General features: G+C 60.6%; 16 protein-coding genes. 12 read left to right on the top strand and 4 right to left on the bottom strand.

Going from position 1 to position 20,352, the window contains the following annotated elements; genetic code table 11:
- The first annotated feature begins 6 nt into the window (after positions 1-6).
- Genes AB4O08_RS25645 through AB4O08_RS25690 form a run of 10 tightly spaced genes read left to right on the top strand, consistent with a single transcriptional unit; the run spans position 7 to position 12,920 of the window.
- On the top strand, positions 7-2,439 hold the full coding sequence (locus AB4O08_RS25645; protein WP_460114484.1) for an AAA family ATPase: 2,433 nt from the start codon (positions 7-9) through the stop codon (positions 2,437-2,439).
- Positions 2,436-3,968 (top strand): sigma-54 interaction domain-containing protein, encoded by a 1,533-nt coding sequence (locus AB4O08_RS25650; RefSeq protein WP_460114485.1) that lies wholly within the window; start codon positions 2,436-2,438, stop codon positions 3,966-3,968. Before AB4O08_RS25645 ends, AB4O08_RS25650 begins: the two co-directional genes overlap by 4 nt.
- Before the next feature lie 41 nt (positions 3,969-4,009).
- A complete protein-coding gene (locus AB4O08_RS25655; protein WP_010209967.1) occupies positions 4,010-4,141 on the top strand; it encodes a hypothetical protein in 132 nt (43 codons plus the stop codon).
- A 16-nt stretch (positions 4,142-4,157) separates the two neighbouring features.
- Positions 4,158-5,330: a type VI secretion system-associated FHA domain protein TagH gene (gene tagH / locus AB4O08_RS25660; RefSeq protein ID WP_187517004.1), complete on the top strand. Its 1,173-nt coding sequence runs from the start codon at positions 4,158-4,160 to the stop codon at positions 5,328-5,330.
- Positions 5,327-5,821 carry a type VI secretion system lipoprotein TssJ gene (gene tssJ / locus AB4O08_RS25665; RefSeq protein ID WP_021491578.1) on the top strand — a complete coding sequence of 165 codons (495 nt, stop codon included), beginning with the start codon at positions 5,327-5,329 and terminating at the stop codon, positions 5,819-5,821. Before tagH ends, tssJ begins: the two co-directional genes overlap by 4 nt.
- A 1-nt stretch (position 5,822) precedes the next feature.
- Positions 5,823-7,151: a type VI secretion system baseplate subunit TssK gene (gene tssK, locus AB4O08_RS25670; RefSeq protein WP_010209970.1), complete on the top strand. Its 1,329-nt coding sequence runs from the start codon at positions 5,823-5,825 to the stop codon at positions 7,149-7,151.
- 5 nt (positions 7,152-7,156) lie between these two features.
- Positions 7,157-8,017, top strand: a complete 861-nt coding sequence (gene icmH / locus AB4O08_RS25675; protein WP_010209972.1) for a type IVB secretion system protein IcmH/DotU — start codon at positions 7,157-7,159, stop codon at positions 8,015-8,017.
- 15 nt (positions 8,018-8,032) lie between these two features.
- Entirely contained in the window at positions 8,033-11,368 is a 3,336-nt protein-coding gene (tssM, locus tag AB4O08_RS25680) for a type VI secretion system membrane subunit TssM (protein WP_460114486.1), read from the top strand.
- Positions 11,365-12,078, top strand: a complete 714-nt coding sequence (locus tag AB4O08_RS25685; RefSeq protein ID WP_460114487.1) for a PP2C family protein-serine/threonine phosphatase — start codon at positions 11,365-11,367, stop codon at positions 12,076-12,078. The genes tssM and AB4O08_RS25685 overlap by 4 nt, the downstream gene beginning before the upstream one ends.
- On the top strand, positions 12,075-12,920 hold the full coding sequence (locus tag AB4O08_RS25690) for a serine/threonine-protein kinase (RefSeq protein ID WP_010209976.1): 846 nt from the start codon (positions 12,075-12,077) through the stop codon (positions 12,918-12,920). Before AB4O08_RS25685 ends, AB4O08_RS25690 begins: the two co-directional genes overlap by 4 nt.
- A gap of 4 nt (positions 12,921-12,924) precedes the next feature.
- On the opposite strand, the gene AB4O08_RS25695 is transcribed toward AB4O08_RS25690, so the two are convergent.
- Positions 12,925-13,254: a DUF6388 family protein gene (locus tag AB4O08_RS25695; protein WP_010209978.1), complete on the bottom strand. Its 330-nt coding sequence runs from the start codon at positions 13,252-13,254 to the stop codon at positions 12,925-12,927.
- Between the two features lie 333 nt (positions 13,255-13,587).
- Here AB4O08_RS25695 and AB4O08_RS25700 point away from each other — a divergent pair, with 333 nt between their 5' ends.
- Entirely contained in the window at positions 13,588-15,663 is a 2,076-nt protein-coding gene (locus AB4O08_RS25700; RefSeq protein ID WP_460114488.1) for an EAL domain-containing protein, read from the top strand.
- Here AB4O08_RS25700 and AB4O08_RS25705 read toward each other — a convergent pair.
- The 3 genes from AB4O08_RS25705 to AB4O08_RS25715 are packed head-to-tail and all read right to left on the bottom strand — an operon-like array spanning position 15,660 to position 18,934.
- Positions 15,660-16,493, bottom strand: a complete 834-nt coding sequence (locus tag AB4O08_RS25705; RefSeq protein WP_010209982.1) for a metal-dependent hydrolase — start codon at positions 16,491-16,493, stop codon at positions 15,660-15,662. The two genes, AB4O08_RS25700 and AB4O08_RS25705, sit on opposite strands and share 4 nt — an antisense overlap.
- A gap of 15 nt (positions 16,494-16,508) precedes the next feature.
- Positions 16,509-17,399: an SDR family NAD(P)-dependent oxidoreductase gene (locus AB4O08_RS25710; RefSeq protein WP_010209983.1), complete on the bottom strand. Its 891-nt coding sequence runs from the start codon at positions 17,397-17,399 to the stop codon at positions 16,509-16,511.
- The gene (locus AB4O08_RS25715) at positions 17,396-18,934 is read right to left on the bottom strand and encodes a flavin-containing monooxygenase (RefSeq protein ID WP_010209985.1); all 1,539 of its coding nucleotides are present in this window, start codon (positions 18,932-18,934) and stop codon (positions 17,396-17,398) included. Before AB4O08_RS25715 ends, AB4O08_RS25710 begins: the two co-directional genes overlap by 4 nt.
- Positions 18,935-19,201: 267 nt before the next feature.
- On the opposite strand from AB4O08_RS25715, the gene AB4O08_RS25720 reads away from it, so the two are divergent.
- The gene (locus tag AB4O08_RS25720; RefSeq protein ID WP_029529126.1) at positions 19,202-20,200 is read left to right on the top strand and encodes an alpha/beta fold hydrolase; all 999 of its coding nucleotides are present in this window, start codon (positions 19,202-19,204) and stop codon (positions 20,198-20,200) included.
- Positions 20,201-20,352 lie beyond the last annotated feature (152 nt).

Raw genomic sequence — 20,352 nt, forward strand, 5'->3', positions numbered from 1 at the left:
ATCATTATGATGAATGTGGATCTGCAACAACTTATCCAGACATTGACCGCCCAGGCTCGCCGGGATTTGGTGCGCGCTGCTGAACGCTGCGTGACACGCGGGGGCAGGGAAGTGTTGGTGGAGGACCTGCTGCTGGCGCTGCTGGAGCATCAAGACGGCCTTCTGGTACGGGCAATGGCGGATGCGGGCATTGAGGCCGGCGAGCTGCAAGCCACACTGCAACCGAAGGGGGAGGCCAGTGCTTCGCGCAATCCAGTGTTTGCCCTGGCGCTTGTGCAATGGCTGCAACAGGCCCTGATGGTTGCCCATGTGGAACTGCGCCAGGCTGAGGTCGATCACGGCGCCCTGCTGTTGGCACTGCTGCGTCACCCGCTGCAGTACGCGGGGAGTGCCTATCAAGTGTTATTGAGCCGGTTGGACGTGCAACGGGTGCATGGTTTCGTGCTGGGCCAGGCGCCTTGCCCAGGTCCTGCGCCGACGGTTGATTCATTGCTGGAGCGCTTTACTCACGACCTGACACGGCAGGCCCGTGAAGGACGTATCGATCCGGTGTTGTGCAGGGATGCTGAAATTGGCCAGTTGATCGACATCCTGATGCGCCGGCGCAAGAACAACCCAATACTTGTCGGAGAAGCCGGGGTCGGCAAGACGGCCGTTGTCGAAGGCCTCGCGTTGCGCGTTGTCACTGCGCAGGTGCCGGAACCTCTCCGGGATGTGCGGGTGCTAACCCTGGACATGGGGCTGCTACAGGCCGGCGCGAGCATCAAGGGGGAATTCGAACGGCGCCTCAAGGGCGTGATTGACGAGGTCAACGCCTCGATGAAACCGGTGATCCTGTTTATCGACGAGGCGCATACGCTGGTCGGGGTGGGCGCCCAGGCGGGCGCGTCCGACGCCGCTAATCTGCTCAAGCCAGCCCTGGCCCGTGGCGAACTGCGCACCATCGCCGCCACCACCTGGTCGGAATACAAGAAATACTTCGAAAAAGACCCCGCACTGGCGCGGCGCTTCCAGTCTGTATTGGTTGGCGAGCCTAGCGTCGAGCAAGCGGTTTCGATCCTGCGTGGACTGGTTTCGGTGTATGAGCGCAGCCATGGCGTTTACGTACGGGACGACGCGGTGGTAGCGGCGGCGCAGATGAGCGCGCGTTATCTGTCCGGGCGTCAGTTGCCGGACAAGGCAGTGGATGTATTGGACACCGCCTGCGCTCGCTTGCGTACCCGTCGGGACACGGCGCCGGAGGCATTGCAACGCTTCTACGCGGAACAGGCAGAAGGTGTGCGGCAGCATCAGGCAATAAGTCGTGACAGGCAGGAAGGGCTTCCCGTGGATGAGCAGGTGTTGCACGGACTTAACCTGCGCATGGAGACGATGGAAAGTGAACGTCAGCACTTGGAGCAGTGTTGGCTGGAACAGCCAACATCGACGCAGCAGGTGTGCCCGCGCCTGGTGGCCGAAGTCATCAGTGGCTGGACCGGTATCCCGGTTGAACAACTGGCATTCGAACACAGTGCACGGGTGCTGGGCCTAGCCGATGCGCTGCGCGCGCGCATTCTTGGCCAGGAACACGCGGTGCAAGCCCTGGACCGCAACCTGCGCGCCGTTGCCGCCGGGCTCAATAAGGTCGATGCGCCGGTCGGAGTATTCCTGCTGGTCGGCCCAAGTGGCGTCGGCAAGACCGAGACTGCGTTGGCCCTGGGTGATCTGTTATATGGCGGTGAGCGTTTTGTTACCACCCTCAACATGTCCGAATTTCAGGAAAAACACTCGCTGTCTCGCTTGATTGGGGCACCGCCCGGTTATGTCGGTTTCGGCGAGGGCGGTGTGCTGACCGAAGCCGTACGCCAACGCCCATATTCGGTGGTGCTGCTCGATGAAGTCGAGAAAGCCGACCCGGAAGTGTTGAACCTGTTCTATCAGATTTTCGACAAGGGCGTGGCCAATGATGGGGAAGGCCGGGAAATCGATTTTCGCAACACGCTGATCCTGATGACTTCCAACCTGGGCAGCGAGTGCATCGGTGAGCTGTGCGCAGGTGGCCAGCGACCTGAGATGCACGTGCTGCAAGAGGCAATCCGTCCTCTGCTGCGTGACCACTTCAAACCCGCGTTATTGGCCCGAATGCGCGTGGTGCCGTATTACCCGGTGACGGGTGAGATTCTGAATGATTTGACCAGGCTTAAGTTGGAGCGCCTGGGGCAGAGGTTAAGTCTGCGCAAGCTGGCGTTCAGCTATACGCCAGACCTGGTTGCACACATGGCCGAGCATTGCTCCCACGGAGACAGTGGCGCTCGTTTTATTGACCAGTGGATCGAGCTGCATTTGTTACCGCAGGTGGTGGACCGCTTGCTGCGGGCGATGGCTCAAGATGAACCCTTGACGCATGTGCATGCGTACCTGGCGGGGAATGGCATGCCCATCTGTGAGTTCAGCCAATGAGGGACGACCGGTCCAACCAGGAACCCCATTCGCGGGCTTACGCCGACGCGCTGCTTGGCTGGTTCATTCGGCTGGGTATCGATGGCGACGAAGCCACGTTGCCCGGTCTATGTGTTACGGCGGTGGCGCAGTTGAGCCAATGCGAACTCAGTCAGTGGTACTGGCGAGATGAGTCCACTGGCCGGCTTGAGCTGATTGCCCAGCATTTGTCCGGAGCGCTTAGCTCCGGCGATCCGGTCGGCACCAAGGACTTTCAGCATGAGCAGATGCTGCGCCATGTACTCAGTCATCAGATGGCCCTTAGCTTGGAAGATCCCACCGACAGCGTGTATGAATGCGGGTTTCTGCCAACGCTGGCATCCCCCTGGAAAGCGCTGTCCTGCGTGCCGTTGTTCAACCGCGGTAAGGCCATCAATGGCGTGTTGGTATGCGCCAGTCAATGCCGGAAAAACTTGCAGGACTACTCTGTCTCCTTGAGCCAACTGGGCAGTTTTGCCTTGATGCAGCTGCTTCTGCTGAAGCGTCAGTGTTCCACAGGAAGTATCGCCCTCCAGAATGACTGTACACCGGCCCCCCGTGCAGAATTTGGGCTGATCGGCAGCAGTTCGGCGATGGATGAAACGTACCGCCTGATCGGCAAGGTCATGCAGACGCCTTACACCGTATTGCTGCGTGGCGAGACGGGGACAGGCAAAGAGGTGGTGGCGCGGGCTATCCACGCTGCAGGGCCGCGCAAAAGCAAAGCGTTCGTGGTGCAAAACTGTGCGGCGTTTCCGGAAGGGTTGCTGGAAAGCGAACTGTTCGGCTATCGCAAAGGGGCCTTCACGGGGGCTGAACGCAACCATGTCGGGCTGTTTGACGCGGCGCATGGTGGCACGCTGCTCCTGGACGAAATCGGCGACATGCCGTTGTCTCTGCAGGCCAAGTTGCTGCGGGTTCTGCAGGAGGGCGAAGTTCGCCCGCTGGGCGCCAGTGCGGCACACAAGGTTGATGTGCGCATCATCGCTGCGACGCATCGCGACCTCGCCGCAATGGTAGCCCAAGGCAGTTTTCGCGAAGATCTCTACTACAGGCTGGCGCAATTTCCCATCGAACTGCCGCCCTTGCGTGAACGCGACGGGGATGTGTTGTTGCTGGCGCGGGAATTTGCGCAACAGGCTTCCATTGCGCTGGGACGTGTACCGGTGTCGTGGTCCAGCGCGGCCCTCGACCAACTGTCGAGCTATGCCTTCCCCGGCAATGTCCGTGAGCTCAAATGCCTGGTGGAGCGCGCAGTACTGCTCTGCGATGACGGAGTGATCCTGCCGGTGCATCTTTCCTTGCCTGCACCACCTGCCAATACCTCTGTCGATGCGACGTTACGCCAACGCTTGGAGCGGGTAGAGCGGGTGTTCCTGATCGATTGCTTGCACAAGAACCGTGGTAATCGCACCCGAACTGCGCGTGAGCTGGGCGTCGCCCGCCGCACGCTGCTCTATCGCCTGGCGCGTCTGAAAATCCCCGTTGGCGATGTCCGTGAGGAGTGCTGAGTGGGGACGTGCTGGCACCTGGTTTTCATGGGAGATACCTGATGTTTTTTCATCCATGGCAAGCCCTGTTGCTTGCGCTGTGTTTGTTGAGTGGCTGTAACGCCAATTATGTCTTTGACGATGCCGACTACCGCCCCTTGGGTGATCCCCAGGCGGTCCGTCGTGGGCAGTGAGCAGGAGAGTTCTGCCATGCAATTAGTGTTTGAAGTCTGCAGTGTCGTGAACGGTGAACCGTTGGCCCGCAAGACGTTTGAGGGGGTTGGCGGTGTGATCGGCCGTGGGGTGGGGTGTGACTGGATCATCCCCGATGCCCATCGCCTGATCTCCAGTCATCATGCCCTGGTCAGTTATCGAGAAGGTCACTACTTCCTGACGGATATCAGCAGCAATGGCATCACGGTGTCAGGCAGCATGGAACGCCTGGACAAAGGGCAAGCGCGGCTGATCACCGAGGGGGAAGTGTACCAACTGGGCCAGCTGGAAATTCGTGCTCGCCTGGTGGCCAATGAACGGCGGCCCTTTGCTCGGAATGACTTGATTCCAGACGACGCATTCCTCGGGCTTGACCCTCTTCATGCACTGGATCGCGAGCAATTGTGCGTCGACTCATCGGCAGAATTGGATGCCCTGGATGCGTCAACGCAGGTGTCTCCCCAATCCCACATGCAAGGGCCTGTGGATCGCGATCATCTGGTCGTACCGACATGGGCCGCACCCGACAGGCAAGTGAACCCTCCCGAACCCGTCATCGCCGCGCCTGCTGCCTCGCAAGCGTTCTGGCCGCAGTTCGCGCAAGCATTGGGCCTGCCACTGGACACGCTTGATACGCCAGGTCGCGAAGCCCTTGCGATCAAGGTGGCAGGGCTGCTCAGGCACGCCATCGAAGGGCTGCAGCAAAGCCTGCGAACGCGCGATGAGCTCAACAGCGAGATCAACGTTGCGTTGGTCTCCCCAGTGCTGAACATTCGCAACCCGTTGAAAGTCTGCGCCGACAGCCAGGCTGCCATGGCGTCGTTGTTGGGCACTGGTGAGTCGGGTGAACTCGCTGCCGAGCAAGCCGTCGCCGAGGCCTGTCGAGACCTGCAAGTTCATCAGCTGGCGATGGTCGTGGCCTGCCGGGCCGCGGTACGGGGTGCACTGGCAGCCTTTGCGCCTGGGCAGTTGTTGCCGTGTTTCGAGCGCGAGGGCAAGCGCCCCAGGTTTTTCACCGAGGCGGCCCATTGGCGGAGTTACCAACGCCACTATCGACGACTGGTTGACGAAAACTCCTTGGGTGATCAGTTGCTGCGCAATGACTTTTCCAATGCCTACGGGGAGCAGGTACGCCTGGTTTCCACCCTGAATGTAGGGTGCCCAGGATGACGTTCAGGTACCGAATTACTGCCCTGTCACGGGTGTCAGCACTGTGCCTGTTGGCCGGATGTAGCAGCCTTTCACCTTTTTCGACCCTGACCAAACTCGACCTGACGTTGATCGCAGGTGATGAAGTCAACCCCGACCTTCACGGTCGCCCGTCACCCGTGGTGGTGCAACTGCTTGAACTGCGGCACCCCGTGGCCTTTGAAAACGCCGATTTTTTCAGCCTGTACGACCGCGCCGAGCAGACGCTCTCCAAGGATTGGGTCAGCGGCGAGGAATTGGAATTGCGTCCTGGTGAACAGCAGGCACTCAAGCTCAGTGTCGAGCCGCATAGCCGCTACGTCGGCGTGCTGGCGGCCTATCGCGACTTGCCTCATGTGCAATGGCGGCTGGTGCTGCCGGTGGCGCCGGGGCAATTGACGCGTGCCGACATTGTGCTGGACCAGACGGGCCTGCGGATGGCAGCCCCTCAGACTGACAGGGCGGAGAATTGAGATGCTGGTCCATAACGTTATCTGGCAAGAGGGCATGCTGTTGCGGCCCCAGCACTTGCAACACAACGACCGCTACTACCATCGACAGCTCAACCGAACTCGGTTGCTGAGCAGTGATGCGTGGGGGTTCCTGACCCTGGACCTCGATTTGCAGTACCTCAATCTGGGCAAGGTGGTTGTCAACCAGGCCAGTGGAGTATTGCCGGACGGCAGCTTGTTCGAGTTGAGCGGCGCGATGGAGCCCTTGGTGTTGCAGGTGCCTGCCAACGCGGGCAGGCAAGCTGTTTACCTGGCGTTGCCGCTGGCGACGGAGAATCAGGTCGAAGTGCGCAGGAAGGAGCAAAGCGATGTGCTGGCACGCTACGTCGCCTGTGAAACAGAGATCGGCGATTCCAACGCTGGCGCCGATTCGCGTTGCCAGATCAACTGCGCACGCCCGGACTTGCGCCTGATGCTGGGCGAGGGGCCCAGTGATGCGTTCTACGTGAAACTCCAGGTCGCCCAGGTGCAGGATTCGACGCGCGAAGACGGCGTAAGCCTGGATGCGGATTTTGTGCCGACGTTCATCTATCTCCAGGGCACCGGTTATGTGTCGTCATGCATCAAGGAGGTGATCAGCCTGCTGGCGACGCGTGGCGATGCGATTGCAGCGCGAATCCAGGGGAGTGGCGCCTCGACAGGCGCACAGGTCGGCGACTTTCTAATGCTGCAACTGATCAATCGTGCCGAGTTGATCCTGCGTCACTACCTGGTACAGGCCCAGGTGCGACCGGAGCGGCTGTATCGAGAGTTGCTGTCGATCCTCGGTGAGCTGTCGACGTTCGCCAACGACAACAAGCGCGCGCAACTTGCCGTGCACTACAGGCATGGTGATCAGGGGGCGAGCTTTCGTGGGCTGATGGAGGGGCTTCGCACAGTGTTGTCGTCGGTGCTGGAGCAACATGCCATCGAGCTGGTGTTGCAACAGCGGCAATACGGGGTGCTGGTTTGCCCGGTCAGCGATCTCAAGTTGCTCGGCACTGCCACATTCATTTTGGCCGCCACCGCCCAATGTGATTCGGAAGAGCTTCGCCATCGTTTGCCAGCGCATCTCAAGATCGGTCCCGTGGAACGGATCCGCGAGCTGGTGAACCTGCACCTGGCCGGTATCAAGGTACAGCCGCTGCCGGTCGCACCGCGGCAGATTCCATATCACGCCGCCAAAACCTATTTCATGCTCGAACTCAGTCCGCGTGACATCGCGCAGTTGGAGCAGTCGGGTGGTTTTGCCTTCCACGCGAGCGGTGAGTTCGCCGAGCTGGAACTCAACTTCTGGGCTATCAGGAACTGAATACCATGACGATGGACAGTGAATACCCGCTGGATGAAAAAACCGTATTGCTGGACCGTGATGGGCTCGGACCGGCACGGGGACCCGTTACGGACTTCCCATCGCCGCCACGCTTCGAGCAGTTGGAAGATCGGATGATCTACGCCGCCAACCTGCCGGGGCAGCGTTTCAAGATGGGCACCAACATGCTGTTGGCTGCGGCCTGGGAGCTCCTGTCGCAGGTTGCCCAGCTCAAGGCCAGCCCCGCTCGGGAAAGCTTGCAGGCGCTCAATGACCAGCTCTCATCGGCCATCAGCGCATTTGAGGCCCATGCCTTGCACCTGGGGGCAGAGACCAGCCAGGTGATGTCTGCACGCTATGTGCTGTGCAGTGTTATCGACGAGGCAGTAGTCACCACGCCGTGGGGAAGTTGCAGCGATTGGTCCAAGAGGAGCCTGTTGAGCCGCTTTCACAACGAAACCTTCGGTGGTGAAAAGTTTTTCCAGTTGCTGGAGCGTTTGTCCCGCGATCCCGTCAAGCACATTGCCATGCTCGAGCTTATGTACCTGTGCCTGGCGTTGGGATTCGAAGGCAAATACCGCGTCATGGAGCGGGGAAGGGGGCAACTCGAAGCGGTTCAGGATGCTGTTTACCGCCAGATCAGGCATGTGCGGGGTGACCGGGTGCCGCTATCCATTTCCCCAGAGAGGGGGAAGGCTCCTCGCGGACGAATACGCATCGTCTCTGCCATGTGGGCCGCTGTCGGTGTGCTGGCCTGTTTACTGGTGATGTATTCAGGGTTTGCCTGGGTGCTGAGCCAGGAGCGCGAGGCGGCACTGCAACCTCTTCAATTTCCGGTGTCAGGCCTGTCTCGGACACCCTCGTAACGCAGGGAGCAATGGATGAACGCATTCTTCAAAGGCGTGGGTACGGTGCTACGTAAAAGTTGGGTATATAGCTTGCTGCTGGTGCTGTCCTGTGCGCTGCTGGTGTGGTTCTTCGGGCCGTTGCTGGCGGTGGATGACTACCGTTTCTGGCAAAGCCCGACGTCCCGTTTGCTGACCATCAGCGGGTTGCTGTTGCTGTGGGGGCTGGCGATGGTCGGGATGGGCGCGCGTCGTACCGCTCGGTTGAATCAGCCTGAAGAGCATGAGCGCCATCAGCGGCAGGCATTGATCAACGAGGAAATACGACAGGTACGGGCGCGCTTCAAGGAGGCGCTGCAGGCGTTGAAAACCTCACGACGCTACGGTGAGCGCAGTGAGCGTTGGCGAGACGAGTTGCCTTGGTATCTGTTGATTGGCGAGCAAGGCAGTGGAAAGACCAGCCTGCTGGCGGCCAGCGGCTTGCCGTCCCCATTCGACCACCCCGACGCGGCGCCCCTGGGGGCTACGTCTTGGTGTGACTGGTATTTTGCCGAAGACGCCGTTCTGGTCGAGGCTGCGGGCCGTTACTTGGGCCAGCCGGACCCTTCAGTGGATGCAGCCGGATGGTCGACGCTGCTTGATCTGCTCAAGTGGCGGCGCAGGTCGCGGCCACTCAATGGCGTAGTCGTCACGTTGTCGGCCGACACACTTTCAAGCAGCAACGAGCACGACCTGGAGCGTCATGCCCGCCATGTGCGTACGCGCTTGCAGGACATCCAACAGACACTGCACGTGGATGTGCCGGTGTATCTGGTATTGACCCAGTCTGACCGGTTGGCCGGTTTTGCCGAGTTTTTTGATGCTCAGCAGGGCGATGGCACAGAGCAGGTCCTGGGAGGGGACCTGGGTACGGACTTCGCCCAGGTGAGAGACGTGTTCGAGAACCTGTTGCAGCGCCTGGGTGGAGACCTGATTCCGCGCTTGCATCAAGAGCGAAATGTCGAGCGCCGAGGGCACATGCTTGATTTTCCCCGGCAGGTCGCACGCATCGGTGACGCCCTGTGCCTGTTTATCGAGGCGGCGTTTTCTGTCAACCGCAATCAGCCGATCAATGCCCTGCGAGGTTTCTACCTGACCTGTGCGAAGACCGTCGATGTACGTCCGCATTTTGTCCAGGGGTTGTTTAAACGCGTGATATTTGCCGAGGCCGACCAGGCCGGACTGCTGACCCCGGAGCGGCAGCGCATACATCGGCGCCACGGATGGATGGCGCTGGCAGCGACTGTGGTCATCGGGACAGTGGGGGCGGTGTGGGCGCACAGTTACTCGTTCAACCATCAGCGCCTATTGCAACTGACGGGACTGATCCACACCCAGACCGGCACCCCGCCAGGGGCGGACGAGAGCCATGCGTTGCTGACGCTGCTGGACAGTCGCCTGGCGGCAACCCAAGTGTTTTCGCCACAGGCGCAAGCTCGGTGGATCGATCGGGCCGGCTTGTATCAGGGCGCGCTGAGTATTGCACCGCTGGCCGCAGCCTATGAGCACACCTTGCAGCAGCGGTTTCTGCCATACGTGGCCACCGTGCTCGAAGGACGCGTGCGAGGCAGCCTGGGTGACCGCGAACAACTGCTGGATAACCTGCGTGCCTACCTGATGCTCAATCTGCGTGAGCGGCGTGATAACGCCTGGCTGGCAGAGTATGTGTCTGGCCAATGGTCGGGCGACTCCTCGGCGAACAAGCGCCTGAATGAGCACTTTGCTCGGCTCCTCGAACAACCGTTTCTGGCGCCGTTGGATGAAGCGTTGGTCGCCAGGGCGCGCCTGGTATTACGCGGGGAGTCACTGGCGGAGGTGGTCTACCGGGCGCTGCGGGAACAAGCGCGGAACCTGGAGCCTTACCCTCTGGCCGAAGGCCCGGCGTTTTCCAGGGTTGAACCGCCCATACCGGGGTTTTACACCAGGAAATACCTGCAGTTATTCGAACAGCAGGGCACTCAGATGGTCCATGCCATTGCTCAGGATAATTGGGTCCTTGGAGAGGGCGGCGATCTCGGCGCAGCAGATTTGCGCAGGCTGATGCTGGTGCTGGAGCAGCGCTATTTCAGTGAATACGCCGACGTCTGGAGCGACGCCCTAGGTCGGATCAGATTGCGCGAAAGTGGCAGCCTGCAACAAGGCGCTGAATATCTCGCAAGCCTTACATCGGCTCAATCGGCCCTGGTGCAGCTGTTGCAGCAGGTGCGCGAAAACACACGGTTAGTGTCGGTCTCCGATCGACTTGAAACGGCAGTCCAGCCAGTCGCCGGGCTGGGCGCGGTGACGTCCAGGAGCCTGTCCCGCGCGGGGCTACCGGATAATGCCCGGCGTGCCTTGCAACGCCGCTTCGAGCCCTTGCACCTATTGCTCGACGAACAGCAGAACCCAGGGGGCGAGTTGACGCAGGCATTGCGCTTGCTGGATGAGCTGCAGTTGCAATTGTCGGTAGTGAGCCGGGACAGTTCACCGGAGCAGGCAGCGTTCAAAATGGCCAGGCAACGCATGGATGGACAGCAGCCCCTGCTGGGCAACCTGCGTGATACGGCGGCTCGCTTCCCGCAGCCGCTCAAAGGGTGGTTCGAAGGTATTGCCGACCAAAGCTGGCGCCAGCTGCTCGATAACGCCTACGGGTTTGTGAATCAGCACTATCAAAACGAAGTCTATGGCTTCTATGCGAAAGCCATTCAGCGCCGCTACCCATTCGATGCGCATGCTGGCAGCGACGTTGCCCTGGGCGATTTCCAGGCGTTTTTCAAGCCTCGGGGTGCCATGGCACGCTTTTATGAGAGTTACCTGCGGCCGTTCGTCGTCGTTGAGGGCAACCGCTATCGCCTGCGGGGGATAGAAGGGCGCAGCCTGCCGATGTCGCGCTCGTTACTGGAACAACTGACCAGGGCGCAGATCATTCGCCAAGGTTTTTTCACCGAGGATCAGGGGGAGTTGGCCGTACGGTTCACGCTGGCGCCCTATAGCCTGGACCAGGCCGTCAGCCGGGCGACGCTACGGGTGGGTGATCAGCAGTTGGAGTACCGCCACGGCCCGATCGTGCCGGTGGCGTTCCATTGGCCAAACGAGGCGGAGAATGGTCGCAGCAGCCTGGTGCTGGAGCGTGGTGCCGAGCGGCCATTGGGCATTGAGAAAGACAGTGGCGCCTGGTCGTTGTTCCGGTTTTTCGACCTGATGCAAAGCGAGCCCGCGAGCGGCAGGGATGCGCAGGTTCTCAAGGCTGACCTGGCCGGTCTGCGGGCCAATTACCTGCTCACCAGTCAACGTGACTCGAGCCCATTTCAGATGGCGACATGGCGCACCTTCCGCCTGCCGGAGCAACTGTGAGCGGTGCACAGCCCTGGCGGAGTGCCGGGCGCACGGCGCAAGGCAAGAGCCGCACACTCAACGAGGATGCGTTCCTCGATTGCCCGCAAAGTGGTTGTTGGGCGGTGGCGGATGGTATGGGGGGGCATCATGCCGGGAATGTAGCCAGCCAACGGGTGGTTCGCAGCCTTGCTGCACTGCCCGGCCAAGGCGATTTTGACCAACGCATCGAGGCCGTTGGGCGGTGCCTGCGAGGCCTCGACAGCCAGTTACAACCTGCCGATGGCGTGGCGGGCATCATGGGCAGTACGGTGGTGGTTTTGTTACTGGAGCACCATCGCGCCGCCTGTGTCTGGGCAGGGGATAGCCGATGCTACCTGTGGCGAGGGCAGCGGCTGTATCAACTGTCGCGGGACCACTCTCTGCAGCAGCAACTGATAGACACGCAACAGTTGAGCCCGGAACTGGCCCAGGCTCATCCTGGCGCAAGAGCCTTGACCCGTGCGGTGGGAGCCAGGCAGCCATTGAGCCTTGAGATATTGGAGCTGCGCGCCAAGCCCGGTGATGTGTTTTTGTTGTGCAGCGACGGTCTGTACCAGGGGCTCAGCCATAAGGAGTTGGGGAGTGCCATGAGCGCAGGCACGCCACGGCAGGTGGTGGATCGGTTGTTCCGTGGCGTGCTGCAGGGGCCGGCACGGGATGACCTGACCGCCGTGGTAGTCCAGCCATGAGCGCAGCGGCAGGTCCGCCGAACTTGCTGGCGGGGCGCTATCAGCTTGAGCGGATCCTCGGCACCGGGGGCATGGGGGTGGTCTATCGCGCGCGGGATCTGCTGCATGAAGCTTTCGGCGAGCCAGACTGCCGTGTGGCGCTGAAATTGTTAGGCGAGAGCCTATCCGCCTCCACCGACGCGCATGTGCTTCTCTACAGCGAGTTCGCCCTGACCCGAAGCCTGCGCCATGATCACGTGGTGCGTGCATTTTCGTTCGAGGTAGACACAGCCCTCCAAGTGGCATTCTTCACTATGGAAGTGATGCCTGGACTGACCCTGGATCGCCTGCTCCAGGAGTGTCCTCAAGGACTGCCATGGCAAGAGTTGCAACCCATGGCCCTGCAACTGCTGGAAGCACTGGCCTACACCCACCGGCAGGGTGTCCTGCATGGCGATGTGAAACCGGCGAATATCATGGTTGGGGAGCAGGGGCTACGCTTGTTCGATTTTGGCTTGGGTCACGCGCAAGCCCAGGCAGAGGCGGGCTTGCCGGCTTTGAGCCGCAACCGGCTGAATGCCTGGACGCCGGCGTATGCGGCACCGGAGCTGATAGCAGGAGGATTGCCGTCGGCTAGCGCCGACTTGTATGGGGCGGCCCGGGTGCTCTATGAGATGGCCGAAGGACGGCGGCCTGTAGAGCCTCAACGCAATCAACGATTGCCGCGACCCAGGCAACTGCCCAGGCAGTACTGGCCGTTGTTACGTTCAGCATTGGCCATTGACCCTGTGCAGCGAACCGTCGATGTTGCCGAGCTGTGCGAGGGCTTGGCAGCCCGTCGGTGCCTATGGTTCAGGGGCTAATGCGTCAACCGGCCACATCATGTATCCGGCAGTATTCGTCCCAGCTCAGCCCCGCCATCTGTGCTACTTCCTTGTGGACGTCAAGGCGTTGGGTTTCAAAGGCTTCGGGGGACTCGGCGGTCAGTTTCAGCGTCAACTCCCAAGCAAACAGGCCCTGACGTTCGGCTTCGGCTTCGAAGGCTTCATGCAGCCGTTCGGCGCGGTAGTGTGCCAGGGTTTCGCCCTTGGCTTGTGCGGCCAGCGGGTTCAAGGTCTCGAGTTCTGCGGCAACATCGGGGTGTTCGTTGAGGAATCTGTCCAGTGCCAACTGGTGGTTATCGCCGGGTGGTGACAAGGGCTTACTCCATTCAATGGCCGGGCTTTGGTCCGTGGCCTGCCGCGAGGCGGCGGGTGCGTTTGTATCGCCGGCGGTTGGTCCAGGCACGCATAGGATTGAGTAAAAACAATAACAGGAAGGTCATCAGCACCGAAGCAGATTTAGTGAGTGGCCCACGTCACAAAACTCAATTACTTTTGAAATCTGAGGAATTGACTGTCATCCATTATGGAAAAACATCTGGATAAATGGCAAAAGGCTTTCGCTCAGCGTGCCTTGACGTGTAGCGTTAACCCCGTATTTCCGGCCCTGCCTTTCAGGGACAGTGGGCGATGGGCAGAGGGATCGGTCATGGCGCAAACGCTGTTCAAGCTTTTCTTCACCCAACGTCTGGCCGCCTTGGCCAGCACGGAGTCTCTTCGAGCGATCCGCGAAGGTTTGTTGTGGATCCTGCCTTGCCTGCTGGTGTCTGCCGGTTTCCTGATCCTGTCCGAATGCGCGCGGATGCTGGGTTTCGATGCGCAAGTGGTGGCGTTCTTCGCTGGCTTGCACAATCAAATCAGCTCTGTGATCCCGCTGCTGGTCGCTGCGTCCATCGGTTACATGTTGGCAATCCAGCATCGATTGCCGCAACTGCCGGTGGCGTTCCTGTGTCTGGCCCATGTAGTGGTGGCAACGTTTATCCTGCGTGAATACCCACGCGCTTCGGCCACTTTCGTCCTGTTTATCGCGATTGCTTCGCCGCTGTTGAATGTGCCGGCGATTGCGTGGCTGCACCGTTACCGCTGGACTCGGTTGGTCAATGAAGACCTGGTGGGGCACAACCTGCGGGGCACTATCAATATGGTGGTACCGGGCGCCATCACCGCGCTGGCGTTGGTGGTGGTGTTGTCTTTGCTGCTGCAGATTCCTTACGTGGCGCAATTCCAGGGGCCCCAAGTACTCCATGCCCTGGAGTCGCCTTACGGCAGCGGCCTGTTTGTGACCCTGATGAATTCGCTGCTGTGGTTCTTCGGCATCCACGGTGTGTACGCCATGCAGCCGCTGTTCGATGTGCTGGACCAGGCGGTGGCGCTGAACGGTGCGGCGTCGGCGGCGGGCGAGCCGATCAACTACCTGTTGAACAGCGGCCTGTTGGGCAGCTTCGCGTTTATCGGCGGTTCGGGTGGAGCTTTATGCCTGTTGCTGGCGATCCTGCTGTTCTCCAAGAGCCAGTCCATGCGTTTGTTGGCGATGGCGAGTCTGCCGCTGTCACTGTTCAACGTCAGTGAGGTGCTGTTGTTCGGTTTGCCGATCATCCTAAACCCGCGCTTGTTCATTCCCTTTCTGGTGGTACCCGCGTTGAATGCCATGGTGGCGTTGACGGTGGTGCAGATGGGCTGGGTCTCGCCGGCGGTGGTCAGCGTTCCACTCACAGCGCCGGTGCTGCTCAATGCCTACCTGAGCACTCATGGTGACTTCGCGGCGGTGGCGCTGCAACTGACGCTGCTGGGCCTGGGCACGTTGGTGTATGCGCCGTATGTGCTTGCGATTCATCGCCAGGCCACCGAAGGCGGCACGGTCTACCTCAAGTCTCTGGACATGACCTTCCGTGGTCTTGAAGAAAAGGGCCGGCTGCGTGAGCTGGATCCGGTGCTCGCCTCCCACAAGGCCCTGGCGCGCCAGGCCAATGAACTGAGCCGCATCCAGCAAATCAGCGACTACGATTTCTACCTCGAATTCCAACCACAAGTCTCGACGCGCACCGGCCTGTGCACCGGCTGTGAAGCGCTGATGCGTGCCCGTGACGCCCAGGGCAAGGTGCATTCGCCTTGGGAGTTCCTGCAATGGCTGGCCCAGGCGCAGTTGATGCCGGACGTGGATGTGTGGGTTGCGTCCCAGGCGGTTCGCCAGTACCAGAAGTGGCAGAAACTCGGCTTTGTCCTGCCGATGACTATCAATATTTCCAGCGCGACGCTGACCGACGCCGCCTATGGTGAACGCCTCGTAGAAATCCTGGCCCAGGCCCACGGGCACGTCTCGGTGGAGATCACCGAAGACGCGCTGGTCGGCGATATTCAGGTCACGCGCCAGACCATCCAGAAGCTGCAGGCCATCGGCGCCAAGGTCTATATCGATGACTTCGGCACCGGTTTTTCGGCCTTGAGCTACCTGCATCAGTTTCCAGTGGATTTCATCAAGATCGACCGCAGTTTCGTGGTGGCCCAGCGCGACCCCAAAGGCGCCCAAGTCATGACTGGCATGCTGCGCTTCTGTGAGGCGCTGAACCTGGGTGTGGTGGTGGAAGGCGTGGAAACCGCCGAGCAGTTGGCCTTTCTGAACACCGGCGCCGAATTGATTATCCAGGGCTGGTATTTCAGCAAGGCACTGCCGGCAGATCAGTTGGAAGACTTTGTGCGTGAGCGCGCCGCCTTGGCGCAAGTCTAATACCCGCGCTGGGTCTGTTCGATCTCCTCGACCAACCCGTCGATTCCCGCCAGGCGCGCACGGTTGTCGTGGTCCCAGGGGTGAAAGCCGGGTTTGAAGTAATGCAGCCACGGCACCAGCATCCGTGGGAAAACTCCCTTGGGCCCATACAGAAATTTCAGCATGCGCCAGAAGCCTTTCAGGTGCCCGCCGGACTTGCGGTCAGCGATCAGCAGGCGCAGGTGGAAATCGAAGACCACCAGCCAGAAAAACACCGTGGTGGTGAGCATGGTCCCGGTACGCAATAAATAGCGCTTGGGCCCGGGCTTGATCACGGTGTTCCAGACATCGAAGGCCACCGCTTTGTGTTCGGTTTCCTCCAGGGCATGCCAGTACCACATCTGTTGGTAGCCCTTGAGTGAATCGCCGAAGCGAGACGGGTCGCTCAGCAGGATTTCGGCCAGCATCGCAGTGTAGTGTTCAAGGGCAATGGTCACGGCCAGGTTGAAGGAGGCTGGCAGGTGTTTTTTCTGCAGGTCGAGGATGAACTTCAACCGACGGTCCAGCGTGTGCGCTGGTAAGCCGGCCGCTTGCAGCAGATCGTTGTAGGCCACGTGTTCGCGGCTGTGCATGGCCTCCTGGCCGATAAAACCCTGGATCTCTTTCTTCAGCGCTGGATCGTCGATGCGTTGGCGGTAGTGGCGCACGCTGTCCATGAAAAACAGCTCGCCCTGGGGGAATAGCAGCGACAGTGCGTTGAAGAAGTGCGTGATGAACGGCCCCTGTTCATGCCAGTTTTTGATGCGCTCGGCGGGCAGGGCGAAATGAATGTCACGGCGGATCGGCAGCATAGTGCGTGCTCCTGTTCAGAGACGAGGCTCGTCGTTGGTTTCAAGCACCGGTGTGCGGGGTTTCGGCGCCATGCGCTGGCTGGCGAACACCACCAGGGCTTGATAGGCCGCCGGCAGACAGCGGGCGAGCAGGTCGAGGAAATAGGCGTCGCGGCCGATCAGCACGCGACGTTTGTTTTTACGCACCCCGTGCAGGATCACCTTGGCGGCCTGGTCGGGGTCGGTGATGAACAGCTTTTCGAAGTCGGCGCGGGCCTGCTGCTCGCTGTGGATCAGGAACCCGGTCATGTTGGCGTCGATACGGCTGCTGCGGCAGATATCGGTGCGTATCCCACCGGGGTGCACGCAGGTGGCCGATACGCCGCAACGTTGCATGTCCAGCTCTTGGCGCAGGGATTCGGTAAAGCCACGCACGGCAAACTTGGTGGCGTTGTAGCCGCTCATGCCCGGTTGGGCAAACAGGCCGAACACGCTGGAGGTGTTGACGACATGGCCTTCTCCTGAGGCTTTCAGGTACGGCAGAAACGCCTTGGTGCCATGGACCACTCCCCAGAAGTTGATGCCGACAATCCATTCCAGGTCGGCGTAGTCCACACCCTCCACCGTACTCGACAAGGCCACCCCTGCATTGTTGAAGACCAGGTTGACCCGGCCGTGTTCGGCCACGCAGCGCGCAGCCCAGTCCTCCATGGCCCGGCGATCGGACACATCCAGCACCTGGGTGGTGATCAGCACGGGGGCCAGGGTGGAGGCCTTGATCAATGCCAACGTCTGTTCCAGCCCCTGGCTGTTTTTGTCCGCCAGTGCCAGGTGGCAGCCTTCCCGTGCCAGGGCCATTGCCAGGGCGCGGCCCATGCCGGATGCCGCGCCGGTAATGGCCGCTACGCGGCCGTTGAATGACTTCATGACAGGCTCCCTTCGGCAGTGGAATGGGCTGTAGGCACAGGACGGTGGGGCGCATGGATCGGCACCCGACTGGTCACATAGTCCTTGAGCGCAAACTGGCGGGTGACGCGTTTGAAGCGCCAGGTCGAGCCCGGCCACAAGGTGGTGTTCTTGCCCGTGCGCGGGTCCAGGTACCAGCTTTGGCATCCGCCGGTGTTCCAGATGGTGCGCTTGAGTTTGGCTTGCAGCTGTTGGTTGTAAGCGCTCTCCACGCTGGGTTTGACGTCCACGCTGGCGATGCGATGTCGCTGCATTTGCTCAAGTGCATCGAGAATGTAGGTCACCTGGGCTTCAATCATCAGGATCATCGAGTTGTGCCCCAGGCCGGTGTTGGGCCCGACGATCAGGAACAGGTTGGGATAGCCGGGCACCGTGGTGCCCTTGTAGGCATGGGCGCCGTCTCGCCAGGCATCCATCAGGTCCACGCCGTCGCGCCCGATGATGCAGTCGCGGGGCAGGGGGTCAGTGGCCTGGAAGCCGGTGCCGAAGATCAGGCAGTCGGCTGGGTGCTTGATACCGTCGGCAGTGATCACCCCGTCTGCTTCGATGCGCAGCACGTTGTCGGTGACCACTTCGACATTGCTTCTCGACAGCGCGGGGTAGTAGTCATTGGAAATCAGCACGCGCTTGCAGCCGATGGTGTAGTCCGGGGTCAGGGTCTTGCGCAGGGAAGGGCGTGCCACTTGTTTATGCAGATGGCGCAGGGCAATTTTCTGCACCATTTTCATCAGCCGTGGGTGCAGGGCAAAGCCGACCACGCGGCCTTCCAGAGCCCAATAAAAGGCACTACGCACCAGGCGTTGGGTGAAGGGCAGGTGCTTGAACAGCCAGCGTTCGAGAGGTGAGATTGCCCGGTCCGGCTTGGGCATGATCCACGGTGGCGTGCGCTGGAACAGGTCCAGATGAGCCACTTGGGACGCAATCTGCGGCACGAACTGAATGGCGCTGGCGCCGGTGCCGATCACCGCCACGCGCTTGCCCTTCAAGGAGTACGCGTGGTCCCACTGCTGTGAGTGGAAGCGTTTGCCCTTGAAGCTGTCGAGTCCCGGGATATCCGGCAGCGCCGGACGCGACAGGCCGCCCATGCCCGACACCAGCACCCGCGCGCTGACCTGGCGGCCATCACTGAAGCGCAATTGCCAGCGCTGGTGTTGCTCATCGAATACCGCCCGCTCAAGGCCCATGCCGAAACGCAAGTAGGGCGCCAGCTCGTAGCGCGTGGCGCATTGCTCCAAGTACGCACGGATTTCTGCCTGGGGCGCGAACTGCCGCGTCCAGTCCGGGTTGGGCGCGAAGGAAAACGAATACACGTGGGACTGCACATCGCAGGCGCAGCCTGGGTAGTGGTTGTCACGCCAGGTGCCGCCGAGGGTGTCGGCCTGCTCGGCGATAAAGAAGTCGGTGAACCCGGCCTTCTTGAGCTTGATCGCCATGCACAAGCCGGCAAAGCCGGAGCCGATGATGGCGATATCGATTGAGTCGCTCTGGGCATTCATAAGCATTCCTTCATGGGCATCGGGTGTGCTCCTTTTCTTGTTGTGTCTTTTAGATAGAACACCATTGCAAAGAAAAATTGAATTACTTATTTTAAAAAAGATTTTAAATAATCTACCTGAAAATATCACCTACGCTAGTCCCAGGTTCCTCATGTGCGACTTGTCCGACGGACAGGCGCGATATTCAGGTCCAGGGTGTGGGCGATAGCTGAGGCTTTGATCAATTCCGGTCAGGTCGACAGCAGCAGGGAAGCAGAGGACCGAGCTATGGCTGTTGAATGGGTTATCGCTGCGGCTGTATTGATAGGCGCGAGCGCCATTTCATGGGGGTTTAGTGCGTGGATGACTCGGCGCATTGAAGCCGCCGTTCCGGGCAGCGGGCGTTTTGTGGAGGTGGACGGCGAACGCTTTCATTATTACGAAGAGGGCAAGGGCCCACCGCTGCTGATGATTCATGGGCTGATGGGCAGCAGTCGCAACCTGACGTATGCCCTGTCCGGGCAGTTACGTGAGCACTTCCGCGTTATCACGCTCGATCGTCCTGGATCGGGTTACTCCACGCGTCATAAAGGCACCGCTGCGGACCTGCCGGCCCAGGCGCGGCAAGTGGCGGCCTTTATCAATACGCTGGGCCTGGATAAACCCATAGTGTTGGGGCATTCCCTGGGCGGGGCGATTTCCCTGGCGCTGGCCCTTGACCATTCCCACGCGGTGTCGGGGTTGGTGTTGGTGGCGCCACTGACCCATCCACAACCCACTTTGCCGCTGGTGTTCTGGTCACTGGCGGTGCGACCGGCTTGGCTGCGGCGCTGGGTGTCTCACACCCTCACGGTGCCTATGGGCCTGTTGACGCGCCGTGCCGTGGTCAAAGGCGTGTTCGCACCGGACAGCGCCCCCGACGATTTTGCCACCCGTGGAGGCGGGCTGCTGGGCATGCGCCCCGATAACTTCTATGCCGCGTCCAGCGAGATCGCCCTGGTCAACGACGACCTGCCGGAGATGGTCAAGCGCTACCCGCAATTGACGCTGCCCATCAGCCTGATCTACGGCGCGCAGGACAAGGTCCTCGACTTTCGCAAACACGGCCAGGCCCTGGCCGATAAGGTCCCAGGGCTGAAGCTGCAGTTGGTGGAGGGGCGCGGGCACATGTTGCCGATCACTGCCACCGCGCGGGTGGTGGAGGCGGTGCAACAGCTGGCGAAGCGTGCGCGGCCAGCGCAAACCGCAGCTATCCTGCATCCTCCGTTCGCCCTGACAAGCCAATAATCGTGGCACTCACCGCGGGTTGTACCGTCCGAAATGCTTACCCTAGAGACCTGACCAAGCGGCTGCAAAAGAGACTGTCCGGTCACACAAAAAAGGCCTCGAAAAACTAGTTGACGACCTAACGATTCCGCGCTATTTATTTAAAAAAATAT

This window comes from Pseudomonas sp. H3_E07, from assembly GCF_054668895.1.

Excerpts from the sequence above, each read along its gene's own strand:
- AB4O08_RS25700 (WP_460114488.1), top strand. The coding sequence starts at position 13,588 with ATGGCGCAAACGCTGTTCAAGCTTTTCTTCACCCAACGTCTGGCCGCC.
- AB4O08_RS25705 (WP_010209982.1), bottom strand. The coding sequence starts at position 16,493 with ATGCTGCCGATCCGCCGTGACATTCATTTCGCCCTGCCCGCCGAGCGC.
- tssJ (WP_021491578.1), top strand. The coding sequence starts at position 5,327 with ATGACGTTCAGGTACCGAATTACTGCCCTGTCACGGGTGTCAGCACTG.
- icmH (WP_010209972.1), top strand. The coding sequence starts at position 7,157 with ATGACGATGGACAGTGAATACCCGCTGGATGAAAAAACCGTATTGCTG.
- AB4O08_RS25690 (WP_010209976.1), top strand. The coding sequence starts at position 12,075 with ATGAGCGCAGCGGCAGGTCCGCCGAACTTGCTGGCGGGGCGCTATCAG.
- AB4O08_RS25710 (WP_010209983.1), bottom strand. The coding sequence starts at position 17,399 with ATGAAGTCATTCAACGGCCGCGTAGCGGCCATTACCGGCGCGGCATCC.
- AB4O08_RS25645 (WP_460114484.1), top strand. The coding sequence starts at position 7 with ATGATGAATGTGGATCTGCAACAACTTATCCAGACATTGACCGCCCAG.
- AB4O08_RS25720 (WP_029529126.1), top strand. The coding sequence starts at position 19,202 with ATGGCTGTTGAATGGGTTATCGCTGCGGCTGTATTGATAGGCGCGAGC.
- AB4O08_RS25655 (WP_010209967.1), top strand. The coding sequence starts at position 4,010 with ATGTTTTTTCATCCATGGCAAGCCCTGTTGCTTGCGCTGTGTTTGTTG.
- AB4O08_RS25715 (WP_010209985.1), bottom strand. The coding sequence starts at position 18,934 with ATGAATGCCCAGAGCGACTCAATCGATATCGCCATCATCGGCTCCGGC.
- AB4O08_RS25650 (WP_460114485.1), top strand. The coding sequence starts at position 2,436 with ATGAGGGACGACCGGTCCAACCAGGAACCCCATTCGCGGGCTTACGCC.
- tagH (WP_187517004.1), top strand. The coding sequence starts at position 4,158 with ATGCAATTAGTGTTTGAAGTCTGCAGTGTCGTGAACGGTGAACCGTTG.
- tssM (WP_460114486.1), top strand. The coding sequence starts at position 8,033 with ATGAACGCATTCTTCAAAGGCGTGGGTACGGTGCTACGTAAAAGTTGG.
- tssK (WP_010209970.1), top strand. The coding sequence starts at position 5,823 with ATGCTGGTCCATAACGTTATCTGGCAAGAGGGCATGCTGTTGCGGCCC.